18 protein-coding genes are annotated in these 15,253 nt (G+C 59.8%); 10 read left to right on the forward strand and 8 right to left on the reverse strand.

Features of this window, described 5'->3' with window-relative positions; translation table 11 throughout:
• Nucleotide 1: 1 nt before the first annotated feature.
• The 5 genes from ccmA to CFBP6623_RS12900 all read left to right on the forward strand — a co-directional run bounded on the left by ccmA (nt 2) and on the right by CFBP6623_RS12900 (nt 3,122).
• The gene (gene ccmA / locus CFBP6623_RS12875; protein ID WP_046799577.1) at nt 2-643 is read left to right on the forward strand and encodes a heme ABC exporter ATP-binding protein CcmA; all 642 of its coding nucleotides are present in this window, start codon (nt 2-4) and stop codon (nt 641-643) included.
• Nucleotides 644-845: 202 nt separating this feature from the next.
• Entirely contained in the window at nt 846-1,505 is a 660-nt protein-coding gene (gene ccmB, locus CFBP6623_RS12885; RefSeq protein ID WP_046799578.1) for a heme exporter protein CcmB, read from the forward strand.
• Nucleotides 1,506-1,579: 74 nt separating this feature from the next.
• The gene (locus CFBP6623_RS12890; RefSeq protein ID WP_046799579.1) at nt 1,580-2,341 is read left to right on the forward strand and encodes a heme ABC transporter permease; all 762 of its coding nucleotides are present in this window, start codon (nt 1,580-1,582) and stop codon (nt 2,339-2,341) included.
• A gap of 5 nt (nt 2,342-2,346) precedes the next feature.
• Nucleotides 2,347-2,520: a heme exporter protein CcmD gene (gene ccmD / locus CFBP6623_RS12895; protein WP_046799580.1), complete on the forward strand. Its 174-nt coding sequence runs from the start codon at nt 2,347-2,349 to the stop codon at nt 2,518-2,520.
• Entirely contained in the window at nt 2,517-3,122 is a 606-nt protein-coding gene (locus tag CFBP6623_RS12900; RefSeq protein WP_046799581.1) for a DsbE family thiol:disulfide interchange protein, read from the forward strand. The genes ccmD and CFBP6623_RS12900 overlap by 4 nt, the downstream gene beginning before the upstream one ends.
• 17 nt (nt 3,123-3,139) lie before the next feature.
• Here the strand turns inward: CFBP6623_RS12900 and CFBP6623_RS12905 are convergent, their stop codons facing one another.
• The 7 genes from CFBP6623_RS12905 to CFBP6623_RS12935 form a co-directional block, all read right to left on the reverse strand.
• Complete coding sequence (locus CFBP6623_RS12905) at nt 3,140-4,321, reverse strand: GGDEF domain-containing protein (RefSeq protein WP_046799582.1); 1,182 nt, start codon at nt 4,319-4,321, stop codon at nt 3,140-3,142.
• A gap of 92 nt (nt 4,322-4,413) precedes the next feature.
• Nucleotides 4,414-5,010 carry a DUF2585 domain-containing protein gene (locus CFBP6623_RS12910; RefSeq protein WP_046799583.1) on the reverse strand — a complete coding sequence of 199 codons (597 nt, stop codon included), beginning with the start codon at nt 5,008-5,010 and terminating at the stop codon, nt 4,414-4,416.
• Complete coding sequence (locus tag CFBP6623_RS12915; RefSeq protein ID WP_046799584.1) at nt 5,007-5,657, reverse strand: septation protein A; 651 nt, start codon at nt 5,655-5,657, stop codon at nt 5,007-5,009. The genes CFBP6623_RS12910 and CFBP6623_RS12915 overlap by 4 nt, the downstream gene beginning before the upstream one ends.
• A 2-nt stretch (nt 5,658-5,659) precedes the next feature.
• A complete protein-coding gene (gene ftsY, locus CFBP6623_RS12920) occupies nt 5,660-7,096 on the reverse strand; it encodes a signal recognition particle-docking protein FtsY (protein WP_046799585.1) in 1,437 nt (478 codons plus the stop codon).
• A 32-nt stretch (nt 7,097-7,128) separates the two neighbouring features.
• The gene (gene mtaB, locus CFBP6623_RS12925) at nt 7,129-8,403 is read right to left on the reverse strand and encodes a tRNA (N(6)-L-threonylcarbamoyladenosine(37)-C(2))-methylthiotransferase MtaB (protein WP_046799586.1); all 1,275 of its coding nucleotides are present in this window, start codon (nt 8,401-8,403) and stop codon (nt 7,129-7,131) included.
• On the reverse strand, nt 8,400-9,299 hold the full coding sequence (gene dapF, locus CFBP6623_RS12930) for a diaminopimelate epimerase (RefSeq protein WP_046799587.1): 900 nt from the start codon (nt 9,297-9,299) through the stop codon (nt 8,400-8,402). Before dapF ends, mtaB begins: the two co-directional genes overlap by 4 nt.
• 120 nt (nt 9,300-9,419) lie before the next feature.
• A complete protein-coding gene (locus CFBP6623_RS12935; RefSeq protein ID WP_080842473.1) occupies nt 9,420-10,490 on the reverse strand; it encodes an MBL fold metallo-hydrolase in 1,071 nt (356 codons plus the stop codon).
• 327 nt (nt 10,491-10,817) lie between these two features.
• Here CFBP6623_RS12935 and ffh point away from each other — a divergent pair, with 327 nt between their 5' ends.
• The 5 genes from ffh to trmD all read left to right on the forward strand — a co-directional run bounded on the left by ffh (nt 10,818) and on the right by trmD (nt 14,516).
• Entirely contained in the window at nt 10,818-12,386 is a 1,569-nt protein-coding gene (gene ffh / locus CFBP6623_RS12945) for a signal recognition particle protein (protein ID WP_046799589.1), read from the forward strand.
• A gap of 10 nt (nt 12,387-12,396) precedes the next feature.
• Nucleotides 12,397-12,714: a chorismate mutase gene (locus CFBP6623_RS12950; protein ID WP_046799590.1), complete on the forward strand. Its 318-nt coding sequence runs from the start codon at nt 12,397-12,399 to the stop codon at nt 12,712-12,714.
• 33 nt (nt 12,715-12,747) lie between these two features.
• Entirely contained in the window at nt 12,748-13,125 is a 378-nt protein-coding gene (gene rpsP / locus CFBP6623_RS12955; RefSeq protein ID WP_003505093.1) for a 30S ribosomal protein S16, read from the forward strand.
• Between the two features lie 121 nt (nt 13,126-13,246).
• Nucleotides 13,247-13,813, forward strand: coding sequence for a ribosome maturation factor RimM (gene rimM, locus CFBP6623_RS12960; protein WP_046799591.1), 567 nt, complete (start codon nt 13,247-13,249; stop codon nt 13,811-13,813).
• A gap of 4 nt (nt 13,814-13,817) precedes the next feature.
• Complete coding sequence (gene trmD / locus CFBP6623_RS12965) at nt 13,818-14,516, forward strand: tRNA (guanosine(37)-N1)-methyltransferase TrmD (protein ID WP_046799592.1); 699 nt, start codon at nt 13,818-13,820, stop codon at nt 14,514-14,516.
• On the opposite strand, the gene CFBP6623_RS12970 is transcribed toward trmD, so the two are convergent.
• Complete coding sequence (locus CFBP6623_RS12970) at nt 14,498-15,244, reverse strand: sulfite exporter TauE/SafE family protein (RefSeq protein ID WP_046799593.1); 747 nt, start codon at nt 15,242-15,244, stop codon at nt 14,498-14,500. The two genes, trmD and CFBP6623_RS12970, sit on opposite strands and share 19 nt — an antisense overlap.
• Between the last annotated feature and the right edge of the window lie 9 nt (nt 15,245-15,253).

Here is a 15,253-nt window from a genome sequence, read left to right on the forward strand (position 1 = left end):
CATGGATTTGACGGCGGAAAATCTTGGCGTAAGACGCGGCGAAGATTTCATATTCATGAATATTTCCTTCAAGTTAAGCAACGGTGAGGCACTGGTGCTGACCGGTCGAAACGGCTCGGGAAAATCCACTCTCCTGCGTACCGTGGCCGGCTTGCTACGTCCCGAACAGGGATGGATAAAGATAGCCGGCGAAGGAATAGAAGGGGACATGCGCCCCTCGGAAGCCTGCCATTATCTTGGCCATCGCAATGCGATGAAAATGGAACTGACCGTTTCGGAAAATCTGAGTTTCTGGAAAGATTTCCTCGGTGATTTTTCCGGTGGTGCGGGCATCGCAATCGATGAGGCGGCTGAGATCGTCGGTCTCGCCGGCATTACTCATCTGCCCTTCGGTTATCTCTCCGCCGGCCAACAACGGCGTTTTGCCATGGCGAAGCTTCTGATTGTTTGGCGGCCCATATGGATTCTCGACGAGCCGACGGCGGCACTCGACAAGGCTGCGGACGGTATGTTTACCGATCTCGTAAAAGACCATCTTGGGAAAGGCGGCATCGTCCTGGCGGCGACTCATCAGCCGTTGGGATTGGAGAATGCGCGGGAATTGCAGATGACGGGGTTCGCGGGCGTGGAGGCTTGGGCATGAACGGCGGAGCTTGTGGTTTCACCCCCCTCTGCCCTGCCGGGCATCTCCCCCACAAGGGGGGAGATCTATCTGCGGCTAGGCCTCGACAATCTCAACGCTCGAAAATGGAGTGGTGGAAGAGCATCTTGCCAATCTCCCCCCTTGAGGGGGAGATGCCCGGCAGGGCAGAGGGGGGTAAACCACACCCACCGAGGGTGCCCCGATGATCGCCCTCCTCCTCCGCGACATCAAACTCTCCATCCGCGCCGGCGGCGGTGCCTTGATCGGCGTGCTGTTCTTCATGACTGTGGTTGCCGTCATCCCCTTCGGTGTCGGCCCCGATCTCAATCTGCTTGCCCGCATCGGCCCCGCCATCGTCTGGATCGGCGCTCTTCTGTCCGCCCTTCTCGGCCTCGACCGGCTGTTTCAGGCGGAGCGGGATGACGGGTCGCTGGACCTCATTCTCATGCAGGAAAACCCGCTGGTGCTGACGGTCTTGGTCAAATGCCTGGCGCATTGGGTCGGAACCGGCCTGCCGCTGGTGCTGGCCTCGCCACTGCTCGGTCTGTTCATGAACATGGACGAAGTGGCGATCGGCGCTGTGATGCTGACACTTCTCGTCGGCTCACCAGCCATCACCTTCATCGGCGCGGTAGGAGCCGCCGTCGCGGTCGCCCTGCCGCGCGGCGGGCTTCTTGTCTCCATCCTCGTCCTGCCACTCGCCATTCCGGTACTGATCTTCGGCGTCAGCGCTTCTTATGCGGCGGTGCAGGATCCTGCGCCATTCATGCCACCGTTCCTCATTCTCTGCGCGATCACGTTATTTTCAGCCGTGACCGGTCCTTTCTTTGCCGCTTTGGCCCTGCGCAATGTTATGGATTGATGAAGCCGCGATTGACGATCCCCTGTTGACAGGGATCAATTGCGGGGCGGCCATTCTCGGGTTACACAAGCGGCATGAACGAGCAGACCTTCACCATCACCAAATTCAGTGATCTCGCCAATCCCACACGGTTTCTGGCGCTGGCCGCACGCATTCTGCCCTGGCTCGCTGCACTCACGGCGATGGTGCTGGCCGCTGGTCTTTATCTCTCCTTCACCACCGACGGTGATTACCAGCAGGGTTACACCGTGCGCATCATGTATGTGCACGTGCCATCCGCCTGGCTTGCGATGATGTGTTATTCGATCATGGCGGTTTCAGCCATCGGCACCCTCGTTTGGCGTCATCCGCTGGCGGATGTCAGCCACAAGGCCGCCGCCCCCATCGGTGCCGCATTCACGCTGATTGCCCTCATTACCGGCTCGCTCTGGGGCAAACCCATGTGGGGAACCTGGTGGGTGTGGGATGCACGACTGACCTCCGTATTCGTGCTTTTCCTGATGTATCTCGGCCTCATTGCGCTCAACCGCGCCATGGACGATCCATCCAGAGCCGCCCGCGTCAGCGCCGTGCTGATCCTCGTCGGTTTCGTGAATATTCCGATTATCAAGTTCTCGGTCGAATGGTGGAACACGCTGCACCAGCCGGCAAGCGTTATCCGCATGGGTGGTTCCGCCATCGACGCGGAATTTCTCTGGCCGCTTCTGACCATGGCGATCGGCTTCACGCTGCTGTTCTTCACATTACACATCGCCGCCATGCGCAACGAAATCTGGCGCCGGCGCGTGGCCGCACAACGGCGGCTTGCCGCCCGCATGGCCAACCGGGAGGGCTGAGGCATATGACGCACGCCTTTTATATCGGCATGTCCTACGCAGCGACCGGGCTTGTCGTTCTCTGTCTCATCGCCTGGGTTGTCGTGGACGGTCAGGCACGCAAACGGGAACTGAAGCAACTGGAGGCATCCGGTGTGCGCCGAAGGGCGAGAGCCGGTTCCGCAGGAGACGCGCAATGACGCAGGCCAGCCAGGATCAGGGCTCCAAAACCAAGACGACCGGCCGCGCGCGTTATGGGCTGGCGCTGCTGCCGCTTCTGCTTTTCGGCGGTTTTGCCCTCGTCGCCGGCAAGATGCTTTATGATCAGGACGTGAACGGGCTGGATATCAGCGCCATTCCCTCCGCACTCATCGGCACCAAGGCGCCGTCCCTGTCGCTGCCGCCGCTGGAAGGCTCGAACCTGCCGGCGCTCACCGATGCCGCCATCAAGGGCAAGCTGACGCTGGTCAACGTCTTTGCCTCCTGGTGCATTCCCTGCCGGCAGGAGCATCCGCTATTGCAGGAACTGGCGAAAGACAGCCGCATCACCGTCGTCGGCATCAATTACAAGGATAAGCAGGACAATGCGCTCCGCTTCCTTGGCGAACTTGGCAATCCCTTTGCCGCAATAGGCGTCGATCCGAACGGCAAGGCCGCAATCGACTGGGGTGTCTATGGCATCCCCGAAAGTTACCTTGTCGGCGCCGACGGCACGATCCTTTATAAAAAGGTTGGCCCCTTCGATGCCCGCAGCGTCGAGCGCGACCTGCTGCCAGCCATCACGGCCGCAGCCGGCAGATAGCCCCCGAGCAGGAAAGCTCAATTCTTCGAAATAACCCGGAGCGACGGGCCTTCGGCCGGAATGCGTATACCTTCCAGCACGACCTGGTCACGACCGCCGCGCTTTGCGGCATAAAGGCTGTCATCTGCCCGCTTGATGGCATCATGGATGGAATGATCTCCCCTTGCGACGGCCGAAACACCGAAGCTTGCGGTGATCTGACTGGCCACACCCCGGTTGCGCCAATCGAGGGACGAGAGGTTAGAGCGCATGCCATTGGCAAGCTGGCCGGCAGCCGTGGCCGTCTGGCCGGGCAGGAAGACCACGAATTCCTCGCCGCCGAAACGCGCCACCAGCGCGCCTTCAGGCGCGTTCCGCCTGAGAAGATCGGAAAGGCCAATGAGAACGATATCTCCGGCAGCATGGCCGTAAACGTCGTTGATGCGCTTGAAATGGTCTATATCGCAGGCAATGACCGCCCCATCAGGCGTGTCGTTGCGAAAATCGGGAACACGTCGGTCAAAGCCGCGCCGGTTCAGCACATCCGTCAACGGGTCGTGTTCCGCGGCATGCAGGTGCCGGTCGACGGTGACGGAAATCTGGCTTGCGAGCACGGAAAGCGCGAGCAGGAAGCCGAATATGCTCGCGGCAAGCTGCATGTAGAAGGCATAGTCCGACTCGAAAAATTCGCTGAGCTCGATCATCGAGCCGTTCGGCGTCATCACCAGCAACATGCCGATACGCACCAGCGTTTCCAGCACCACCAGAGAAGCAATCGCCACCATCAGCCGATCCGCGAGGGTCACCGGCCGCTTCCGCACAAGCCAGACCGGAAAAGCGAGCAGCAGGGCGCAGACGAGATCGCCGATGACGAGCTCGCGCTTCAGATCCGGCGTGATGAAAACGTGAAATGAAACCAGGACAACGGCTGCAAGCACGAGCGACAGCCGTGCCATCGTATGGAGCGGCCGCCCGAAATGGGTAAGCAGCGCATGGCCGTAGAGAAAAAAGGCGGAAAAGAACAGCAGGTTCGAGATAATCGCCTGCACTTCGAAGGGCAGACCGCCGAGCACCAGGGGGGCAGCAAAACCAAAAGCCGCGGCAAGATAGCCGACACCCCAATACCGCGCCGAAACATGACCGATCCTTTGCAGGAACAGGAACACTACGCCGAATGTCAGCATGATGAAGGGGAGAAGATAGGCGAAATTATCTTGCAATGTGTTCTGCCGGAACGAGAGACAAGCCTTTAAGCACCGGACATTACCGCAATGCCATTAAGAAAACTTGCATATATCGCCCGTGGGCTCGTTCACATTTGCGGGAGTGCGTTCTGCCATTCCTTGATCGCATCGAGCGGCCAGACCAGCATGACCACGTTCAGCGTCAGATTATCGCGGATTAGCCACCCCGTGAAGATTTCGAAGAAGATGGCGATTATTACCGTCAGCCACACCGGCACGCGGGCGGCAAAAAGGAAACCCAGCGCCATGAAAACCGTGTCCATCGCCGAGTTCAGAATGCTGTCGCCGGTGTAACCCAGCGCCATGGTCGCTGTGCGATAACGATCGATGATGATGGGTGAATTTTCGAGAAGTTCCCACGCCGCCTCGATCAGAACCGCGAAGGAAAGCCGCATGGAAAACGGTTTGTTGCGGAACAGCAGCCAGGCGAACCAATAAAACAGAAAGCCGTGAATGATATGCGAGGGCGTATACCAGTCGGCCAGATGCTGGGAATTGCCCGGCGTGTTCACACCCGGCTCGAACAGCTTCACGTAACCGCATTCGCAGATGGGAATACGGCCCATGGCATAGAGAATGACGATCTGCAGCAGAAGCAGCCCGGCGGCCACGCCGAACCATCTAAGCGAACGCGAACGGGAAGCCGACATTTCCGCAATTGTCATTTTTCGTCCTTGCCGAGAGGCTCGACAGAATGGCGCATGACGAGCGGCATTTGCGCCATGGTGAAGATGATGGTGATCGGCATCGTGCCCCACACCTTGAAGGCAACCCAGGTGTCGGTGGTGAACATGCGCCAGACGACCTCGTTCAACACCGCCAGAAACAGGAAAAACACGCCCCAGCGCAGCGTCAGTTTGCGCCAACCTTCATCCGTCAGCTTGAAGGCCGAATTGAAGACATAACCGAGCAGCGACTGGCCAAAGAACAGACCGCCCAGCAGGATGACGCCGAACAGCGTGTTGACGATGGTCGGCTTCATCTTGATGAAGGTATCGTTCTGCAACCACAACGTCAGCGCGCCGAACACAAAGACGACGATGCCTGATATCAGCGGCATGATCGGCAACTTCCGCGTCAGAATCCAGGACACGGTCAAAGCGGCGGCGGTCGCGATCATGAACAGGCCGGTGGCGATGAAGATCGGCCCACCGAATTCCGTCAAAACCGGAAAAGTCGAGGCCAGCCATTCGCCGCGGGAATTGGCGAAAAAGAAAACCATGAGCGGGCCAAGCTCAAGCACGAATTTCAGGAGCGGGCTGATTTCCGCCACCATCTTTTCGCTTTCCTTGGAATTGCTTTCAATATCCATACTCAAACTCCCGCAATGGCCTTGGCGAAATCTTCCGCCTCGAAGGGCTCCAGATCATCAACGCCTTCACCCACACCGATGAAATAAACCGGCAGCTTGTGTTTGGCAGCAATGGCGACGAGGATACCGCCCCGCGCCGTGCCATCCAATTTTGTCATAATCAGGCCCGAAACACCCGCAACATTGCGGAATATCTCCACCTGGTTCAAGGCGTTCTGGCCGGTCGTCGCATCCAGCGTCTGCAGCACGGTGTGCGGCGCATCCGGATCGAGCTTGCCAAGCACACGGACAATCTTTTCCAGTTCAGCCATCAGCTCCGTCTTGTTCTGCAGACGGCCGGCCGTATCGATGATGAGCACATCGCTTTTTTCCGCCCGCGCCTGCTCATAGGCATCGTAGGCCAGACCGGAGGCATCTGCCCCGAGCTTCGTGCCGATAAATTGCGAGCCGGTGCGATCCGCCCAGATTTTCAGCTGCTCTATCGCCGCTGCGCGGAACGTGTCGCCAGCTGCGAGCATCACTTTAAGGCCCGAGCCTGAGAGTTTGGCAGCCAACTTGCCGATGGTCGTCGTCTTGCCGGTGCCGTTGACGCCCACGACGAGAATGACATGCGGCTTGTGCGAAAGATCGAGTTCCAAAGGTTTGGCGACCGGCTTCAGGACCTTGGTGATCTCACCGGCCATGATACGCGCCACATCCTCACCGCTCACATCCTTGCCGTAACGTTCGGAAGACAAAGCGCCGGTGATGCGCATGGCGGTCTCGACGCCCAGATCCGACTGGATGAGAAGGTCTTCCAGCTCGTCAAGCGTGTCCTCGTCCAGCTTGCGCTTGGTAAACAGCGCCGAAATCTGCGTGGTCAGCTGCGACGAGGTGCGGGCAAGCCCGGCCCGCAGGCGCTGAAACCAGCTGAGCTTCGGTTGCGGTGCTTCGGCGACAGGCTCTTCACGCTCGCTTGCCGATGAAAAGCCCTTTGGCAAAGCCTGTGGCACTACAGGGGGGTCGACGGCATCTACCGACTCCGCCTCATCGAGCAATGCATCCATCGCGTCAGCATCGAGCACGGCATCGACAGCTTCCGGTAAAGGCTCGGCCTGCTCTTCGGCGGCGGCCTCCGCCTGCAGCAGCGACAGCGGCACCAGCCCCATATCCCCGGAAAGCTCGGCCCCGGGCAGAAGCGGCGCGTCCTCATCGTCTTCTTCTTCCGAAGGCGTGGCATCCGCTGCCTCGTCCGGAACAGGCCCGCCCGCCGTCTCCATCTCCAGTTCGGAAACCGGATCCTCGTCGACAGGTATATGCGCTTCGGCCTCGCTCAACGCCGCTTCGAAAGAGGCATTTTCATTGCCGCGCACAAGTGCAGCATCCTCTTGTGGCCGCTCATTCGTTTCGGCCTTGTCCTTGCCGAACGAAAAGACTTTTTTGATGAAGCCGAGGGCCATGGTCGTTCCCGTGTCTTTTCTCTTGAGCCGCCTCAGGCAGCGTTCGCCGCCAGAAGCTTCATATTCAGATGTTTGCCGTTGTGGCTGGTAATCGCAACCTGCGCAAGAGTGCGCGGGGCAAGATCAGGCGCCGCCACCAGCGTGAAATTATCGGTATGGGCAAAACCGGTGTTTTCCACCAGGATCGTCTGCACCGAACCGACCATATTCTGCAACTGCGCCACCTTAAGCGCTTCACCGCGTTCGCGAAGCCTCGCCGCCCGGTCCTTCACCAGCGCCCGGTCGAGCTGCGGCATGCGGGCCGCCGGCGTGCCGGCACGCGGGCTGTAAGGAAATACATGCAGGCTGGAAATACCGCATTCTTCCGCAAGCGTGGCGGCGTTTTCAAACATTTCTTCCGTCTCGGTCGGGAACCCGGCGATCATATCCGCGCCGAAGGCGATGTCAGGCCTCAGCGACCGCACGTCCTGACAGAAGCGGATGGCATCAGCCCGTGAATGGCGGCGTTTCATGCGTTTCAGGATCATGTCATCGCCATGTTGAAGGGAGAGATGCAGATGCGGCATGAAACGCGGCTCATCGGCAATCAGATCCATCAGATGATGATCGGCCTCGATACTGTCGATGGAGGAAAGGCGCAGGCGCAGAATGTCCGGCACCTGCTTCAGCAATGTCTTGGCGAGGTAGCCGAGAGAAGGCTCGCCCGGCAGATCAGCCCCATAGCTGGTCGCATCCACTCCGGTCAGCACGATCTCGCAATAGCCGCTTTCCGTCAGCCTGCGCGCCTGATCCACCACCGCACCCATCGGCACGGAGCGGGAATTGCCGCGTCCATAGGGAATAATGCAGAAGGTGCAGCGATGATCGCAGCCATTCTGCACCTGAATGAAGGCGCGCACGTGCCCGTCAATATGCTTGACCATCTGCGGCGCGGTCGCCTTGATGCTCATGATATCGTTGACGCGCAGCTTTTCTTCCGCCGAAACGCCAAAATCCGGCAGCGCCCGATAGGAGGAGCTTTTCAGCTTTTCCTCATTGCCCAGCACCGCATCCACCTCGGGCATTTCGGCAAAGGTCTGTTTTTCCGTCTGGGCAGCACAACCGGTAACGATGATACGCGCATGCGGATTGTCCCGCCGCACCCGGCGGATGGCCTGACGCGCCTGACGTACCGCTTCACCTGTAACGGCACAGGTATTGACCAATACGGCATTGTTCAGCCCGGCCTTTTCGGCCTCCGCCCGCATCACTTCCGATTCATAGGTGTTGAGACGACAGCCGAAGGTTATGACCTCGACGCCGCTCATACGCCCCCCCGCTCCACCGCATCACGCGACCACGCGCCGGTAACGGGATCGACGGTGCCGGACCATTCCCATTCGGCCGGCCCGGTCATGATGACGTGATTGTCCTCGCGCCAATCGATGACGAGCGGCACGCGCACGGGGCTGGAGGCGACATCGATGGTGACCTTTCTGCCCGTGCGGCCGGTGCGGGCGGCGGAAACGGCGGCAGCGCAGGCGGCGGAACCACAGGCGAGCGTCAGCCCGGCGCCGCGCTCCCAGGTGCGGGTGCGAAGCGCACTGTCGGACATCACCTGCGCTAGCGTGATATTGGCCTTTTCCGGAAACATTGGGTGGTTTTCGAGCAGCGGCCCGAACCGCTCAAGATCGAAACTCATCGGGTCACGATCCACCCAGAAAATCGCGTGCGGATTACCCATCGACATGACGGCCGGCGAATGCAGGATCGGCGCGTCGATCGGCCCGATCTGCAATTCGATGCGGCTGGTATCGTGGAACTCTTCCGAAAGCGGAATATCGCTCCAGCGGAAACGCGGCAGGCCCATATCGACTGATATCATGCCGTCTTCATGCTCGACGGCGTTCAGAATGCCCGCCACCGTCTGGAAGGTAAAGCTGGTCTTGCCGGTTTCGGAAGACAGAGCCTGTACCACACAGCGCGTTCCATTGCCGCAGGCCTGGGCCTTCGTGCCGTCGCAATTGAGAATATCAATGAAGGCATCCGTGCCGCCGACACGCGGATCATGGATTGCCATGATCTGGTCGAACTGGGTTGCGGGATCGGCATTGAGCGCGATTGCTGCCGCAGGCGTGACCATATCCTTGCGGCCGCGCATGTCGACAACGAGGATCTTGTTGCCAAGCCCGTTCATCTTCGCAAATTCGACCGTATCCGCCATCGCCTTGAACCTGAAAACTATCTGAAACCGGATTTCATACGGGATTTACCCGCGCTTTCGCCCTATATGGCGGAAAGACCGGCAAATTACCAGACTGTTGCGGCGCAAACCGGACAGCGCTCAGGCGGAGGGTACGTCGAAAACCTCACCGGGGCGCATGGGCCGGAAACGGCTTTCCTCCACACCCTGTTCCACAAGCGCCGTTTTCAGCGCCGCAAGTGGCGCATCGACAGCCTCGTCGGTGAGTTGCACCGTACCCCAATGATGGCCGCAGACATGCGCGGCACCGCAAAGCTTCATGCCCTCAACGGCTTCCGCCGGGTTCTGGTGCTGGCCTTTCATGAACCAGCGCGGCTCATAAGCACCAAAAGGCAGGTTGGCGAGGCGGAATTCGCCATGTTTCTTGCGCGCAGCATGATAATTGAGGCCTTCATGAAAGCCGGTATCGCCGATGTGGTAGATTTTCCCACCCGGCCCCTCGATGACGAAGGCAGCCCACAATGCCATGCTGCGGTCGTTGAGCCCGCGGGCTGACCAGTGGTGGCACGGTTCGAAATGAATTTTGACCGACCCCGCCTCCACGACATCGCCCCAGTCGCCCACCTTGATACGCGCCGCCTCCACGCCGGTGCGGATGATGGCGTCATTGCCGAGCGGCGTGATGAAAAGCGGCTTGTGCGCCACATGCAGCCGCTTCAGCGTTTCCATATCCAGATGGTCGTAATGATTGTGCGTCAGCAGAACCAGATCGATGGGCGGCAGATCCTCGAAACGGATGCCGGGCGGATTGACCCGTTTGGGACCGGCGAAGCTGAACGGGCTGGTACGTTGCGACCACACCGGATCGACGAGAATATTCAACCCTGCTGTCTGGATCAGAAAGGAGGCATGGCCGACGAAGGTGACACGGATATTCTTGCCATCAACCCGGCTTTCCGGCTTTGCGAAAGGAAAAGGGCTCGGATAATTTTCCGGCCACGTAGCGCGCTCACCATTGAAGCGCCATTTCAACAGGCCCATGAAATTGCCGGGCGGCGAGCCGCCGGGATTAAAGAAGCGCACCCCGTCGAAATGATCGGAGATCGGCCCGCTATAATAGGCGCTGGCGTTCGAACGGCGGGCAAACAGCGCCCCGCCCGCCACAGCGAGCAATCCAAGGGTTGAAAAACGAAAGAAATTTCGACGGTTCATGCTAAAGGTATAGGGAGCGGAATGGTGCCGTTCAAGCCGCGCCAATCGCGGTTTGCAGCCGATCACACAAAGATGAAATGCAAGGCCGCACGGCTGAAAACCGGCAACGCCTTGACTTTTCCAGCGCTTTCCTGTTTATCCCCGCCAATCAGCTGGCAGTTTCACGACTCCAAGCCGCCGACCGGGACCCGCAGAGGTATAAAGAGATCCCGGAGGTCAACACCCGACAGCGCGATGCGCCCTCGGGTGCTTTTTGGCTTTGCGTCTTGTTTTTGCCAGCGAAAGCACCGACGTTTCGGAAACCCCGGAACGAAGAAGGAAGAAACGATGTTTGAAAACCTCCAGGACCGCCTTGGTTCCATTCTGAATGGACTGACCGGCCGTGGCGCGCTGACGGAAGCCGATGTTGCCGCCGCCCTGCGCGAGGTTCGCCGCGCGCTTCTGGAAGCGGACGTGGCGCTGGAAGTCGTGCGCTCCTTCACCGACAGGGTGCGTGAAAAGGCCGTTGGTGCCGCCGTCCTGAAGTCCATCAAGCCCGGCCAGATGGTCGTCAAGATCGTGCATGACGAACTTGTCGAGATGCTCGGCACCGAAGGCGTCTCGATCGACCTGCATGCGGCCGCCCCCGTCGTCATCATGATGGTCGGTCTGCAGGGTTCTGGTAAAACCACCACGACAGGCAAGATCGCCAAGCGCCTGACCGACCGCGAGAAGAAGAAGGTGCTGATGGCATCTCTCGACACGCGCCGTCCGGCCGCACAGGAACAGCTTCGCCAGCTGGGCGTCCAGACCGGTGTCGATACGCTGCCGGTCATCGCCGGCCAGTCGCCGACCGATATCGCCGCGCGCGCCGTGCAGGCGGCCAAGCTCGGCGGCCATGACGTCGTCATCCTCGATACCGCCGGCCGTACCCATATCGACGAACCCTTGATGCTGGAAATGGCCGACATCAAGAAGAAGTCCAACCCACATGAAATCCTGCTGGTCGCGGATTCGCTGACCGGTCAGGACGCCGTCAATCTGGCGCGCAACTTCGATGAGCGCGTTGGCATCACCGGTCTCGTGCTGACCCGTATGGACGGCGACGGACGCGGTGGTGCGGCCCTCTCCATGCGTGCCGTCACCGGCAAGCCGATCAAGCTGATCGGTATCGGCGAGCGCATGAATGAACTCGACGAGTTCCATCCGCGCCGTATCGCCGACCGTATTCTCGGCATGGGCGACATCGTCTCGCTGGTCGAAAAGGCCGCCGAAAACATCGATGCGGAAAAAGCCCGCGCCATGGCCGAAAAGATGGCCAAGGGCAAGTTCGACCTCAACGATCTCGCCGACCAGCTTGGCCAGATGAAGAAGATGGGCGGCATGGGCGGCATCATGGGGCTGATGCCCGGCATGGCCGGCATGAAGGACAAGATGGCTTCGGCCGGCATGAACGACAAGATGTTCGACCGCCAGATCGCCATCATCTCTTCCATGACCAAGGCCGAACGCGCCAATCCCGATATTCTGAAGCACAGCCGCAAGAAGCGCATCGCCGCCGGTTCCGGCACGGATGCCGCCGAAATCAACAAGCTTTTGAAAATGCACCGCGGCATGGCCGACATGATGAAAGCCATGGGCGGCAAGGGCAAAGGCGGCATCATGAAGCAGATGATGGGCGGCCTGGCGGGCAAGATGGGGCTCGGCGGCATGGGCGGCGGTATGCCTGATCTGTCGAATATCGATCCGAAGCAGCTCGAAGCGCTCCAGAAGCAGGCTGAAGCAGCCGGTCTCGGCAAGCCGGGCGCAATGCCCGGTCTTGGCAGCCTGCCGGGTGGATTGCCTGGTCTTGGTGGCGCCAAGCTGCCGGGTCTTGGCGGTATGCCGGGCCTGCCCGGCTTCCCGAAAAAGAAGTGAGGGGACGCCAGTGAACAACACAGAAGTGAAAGCCCAGCTTTCCGAATACCGCCAGTCGATCGACAATATCGATGCCGCACTGGTCCACATTCTTGCCGAACGTTTCCGCTGTACCAAGGCGGTGGGCGTGCTGAAGGCAAAGTACAATTTGCCGCCGGCAGACCCGGCGCGCGAGGAATACCAGATCGAACGCCTTCGCCATCTGGCCAAGGACGCCAATCTGGATCCGGATTTCGCCGAGAAGTTCTTGAACTTCATCATCAAGGAAGTCATCCGGCATCATGAAGCAATCGCCGCCGAACATGGCGGTAACGAAAAGACCGCCTGAACGGCGGACAAGCCATCTTAAGGAGTAAACAACATGGCACTTAAAATTCGTCTCGCACGCGGTGGTTCCAAGAAGCGCCCGTATTACCAGATCGTCGTTGCAGACGCCCGTTCGCCCCGCGACGGCCGTTTCCTCGAGAAGGTCGGTTCCTGGAACCCGATGCTCGCCAAGGACAACCCGCAGCGCATCGAGCTGAAGGCTGACCTCATCAAGGAATGGATCGCCAAGGGCGCACAGCCGACCGACCGCGTTCTGCGCTTCCTCGCCGAAGCCGGTCTTGCCGAGCGCGCCGCTCGCAGCAACCCGGAAAAGGCAAAGCCGGGCAAGCGCGCTCTGGAACGCGTTGCTGAAAAGAAGCAGAAGGCTGAAGATGCAGCCGCTGCTGCTGCGGAAGCCTCTGCTGCAGAATAATCTGCACGGTAACTTTTAAAAAAACGGGTGGCGTGGTTTTCCATGCCGCCCGTTTTTTGTTTATTTTGGCGTCAACAAACCTTAAAGCTGACGCAACCAACACCAGAAGACGGACGGCCCGATGGCAAAGCTGGAAAACCCGGTACTCATGGCAAAGATCGGCGGCGCGCAGGGCCTGCGTGGCGAAGTCCGTGTCAGCACCTATACAGCCGACCCGATGGCGCTCGGCGACTATGGCAATCTGGTTACCGCCGATGGCCGCATCTTCGAAATCCTGGAAGTCCGCGAAGGCAAGAATGTCGTCGTTGTCCGTTTCAGGGGTATCAACGACCGCAATGCGGCGGAGAGCCTGAACGGTTTGGAACTGTTCGTCGACCGTGACAATCTGCCTGACGACGAACTTGACGATGACGAGTTTTATTATGCCGATCTCGAAGGGCTGGAAGCCGTCGATGCTGAAGGCAAAAGTTATGGCGCCGTCAGCGCCGTTTACGATTTCGGCGCAGGTGACCTGCTGGAGTTGAAAGGTGCGGGCCGTCGCCCTGCCCTCATTCCCTTTTCGGAAGCGGCCGTGCTGGAAATCGACCTGGAAGCCGGCCGCATTCTCATCGACCCGATGGCCGCCGGCCTGATCGATAATCCCGACGACAAGGACGAAACCGGCGTATCGCCGTTCGGCAAGACATAAATCCATGACCTTCAAGGCTACCGTTCTGACGCTCTACCCGGAAATGTTTCCGGGACATCTCGGATATTCTCTGGCAGGCAAGGCGCTGGAGCGGGGGCAATGGTCGCTGGATGCCGTGCAGATCCGCGAATTTGCCACTGACAGACACAGAAGCGTGGATGACACACCGGCAGGCGGCGGCGCCGGCATGGTGCTGAAACCCGATGTGCTGGCAGCAGCCATCGACCAAGTTTCGGATGGCGACACGCGACCGCGCCTGCTGATGAGCCCGCGTGGCAAACCGCTATCGCAGAACCGCGTGCGCGAACTGGCGGCGGGTGAAGGCGCGATCATCGTCTGCGGTCGCTTCGAAGGCGTCGACCAACGGGTGATCGACGCGCGTGGGCTGGAGGAGGTGTCTATCGGCGATTACATCCTCTCTGGCGGCGAGCCGGCGGCCCTGACGCTGCTGGACGCCGTCGTCCGCATACTGCCTGGTGTCATGGGCAACGATCTTTCCGGCGTGCATGAAAGCTTCGAGGGCGGGCTGCTGGAACATCCGCATTATACCCGCCCGCAGGTCTGGGAAGGCCGCGACATTCCCGCTGTCCTCACATCAGGCAATCATGCCGTCATCGACAGGTGGCGACACGAACAGGCTCTGGCACTGACCAAGGAAAGACGGCCAGACCTTCTCAAAAAAGCTCAGGCCGAAACGAAATAATAGGCCGTCAATATCAGACCCACCGCAATCACCAGCCAGCGGATGATCCATTGCGGCACCCGTCTTGCGGTGTGAACGCCGACATAACCGCCAAGCGCTGCCGCCGGAAACATGATGAGCGCAGCCCACCAGGACACGACGCCGCCGCTGACGAAGATCGCGATTGCAATAACTGCGATCACCACCGACAGCAGGTTCTTCAACGCGTTCAGGTGATGATAGCTACCGCCCGAGGTTATTCCGAGGATGGCGAGCATCATGATGCCCATGCCGGCACCGAAGAAACCACCATAAATGGATGCAAGCCCCTGAAAGGCGAGGCTTGGCAGATTGCCGGGCGAACGCTCGGCACTCGTCTTGGGGCGCAGCCACGGGCCAGCAGCGAAAACGGCAGTAGCCGCCAGAAGCAGCCATGGCACCAGTTGGCGGAAGGATGGATTGTCAAGCGATAGCAGCAGCAAAGCCCCCCCGAGCCCACCGACGACGGACACCGCCGACAGCAGGATCGCCTCACGCCAGTGCGCACGAATTTCCGGCCCATAGGCGATCACGGAGGTAATGTAGCCCGGAAACTGCACGATTGCCGACGTTGCATTGGCAACGATGGGCGGCAGGCCGGCAAGCGTCATCGCCCCAAAGGTCAGGAAAGTGCCGCCACCGGCAATCGCATTGACGACACCAGACAGAAAGCCGGTAGCAAACAGCATGAGAACGATGAAAACTGACATGGCCCCTCC

It is taken from the genome of Agrobacterium tumefaciens, from assembly GCF_005221385.1.
Taxonomy (GTDB): Bacteria; Pseudomonadota; Alphaproteobacteria; order Rhizobiales; family Rhizobiaceae; genus Agrobacterium; species Agrobacterium tomkonis.